Source organism: Stenotrophomonas sp. HMWF023 (genome assembly GCF_003060985.1).
Classification (GTDB): Bacteria; Pseudomonadota; Gammaproteobacteria; order Xanthomonadales; family Xanthomonadaceae; genus Stenotrophomonas; species Stenotrophomonas lactitubi.
The window spans coordinates 5,515-6,310 of record NZ_QAIJ01000082.1 but is presented as its reverse complement, the minus strand read 5'-3'; the positions used below and the strand labels follow the sequence as shown (position 1 = coordinate 6,310).

At 71.2% G+C, this 796-nt stretch carries 1 protein-coding gene; it reads left to right on the top strand.

The window, feature by feature from the left end; genetic code table 11:
* Nucleotides 1-796: FAD-dependent oxidoreductase (locus tag DBR20_RS03425; RefSeq protein ID WP_258223191.1), on the top strand; the 796-nt coding region annotated here is incomplete at both ends.

Below are 796 nucleotides of genomic sequence, written 5' to 3'. Positions count from 1 at the left end.
GGTCTATACCCCGACCACCGCACCGAAGCGGGTGGCCGTGGTCGGCGCAGGGCCGGCCGGCCTGGCCTGCGCCACGGTCGCTGCCGAACGCGGCCACCAGGTCACCCTGTTCGACGCCAGCGAGGAGATCGGTGGCCAGTTCAACGTGGCCAAGCGCATTCCCGGCAAGGAAGAGTTCCACGAAACCCTGCGCTACTTCCGCCACAAGCTGGCCGAGACCGGCGTGCAGCTGCGCCTGGGCACCCGTGCCGACGCGGCCAGCCTGGCCGGTTTCGACGAGGTCGTGCTGGCCACCGGCATCGTGCCGCGCAAGGTCGACTTCCCCGGTGCCGACCACGCCAAGGTGGTGAACTATCTGGACGTGCTGCTGGGCCGGGTCGAAGTCGGTGCCAGCGCCGCCATCATCGGCGCCGGCGGCATCGGCTTCGATGTCGGCGAGTTCCTTGCCCATGACGGCCCTTCCCCATCGCTGGACCCGCAGCGCTGGATGGCCGAATGGGGCGTGGATGCCACCTTCGAGGCCCGCGGCGCACTGGCCCGGCCCGCCGTGGAGGCGTCGCCGCGCAGGCTGTGGCTGCTGCAGCGCAGCGCCGGCAAGCCCGGTGCGCGCCTGGGCAAGACCACCGGCTGGATCCACCGCGCCACGCTGAAAGCCAAGGGCGTGCGCATGCTGGGCGGTGTCGAGTACCTGGGCGTGGACGATGCGGGCCTGCGCATCCGCGTCGATGGCAGCGAACAACTGCTGCCGGTCGACCACGTGGTGATCTGTGCCGGGCAGGAACCGCAGCGCGCGCTG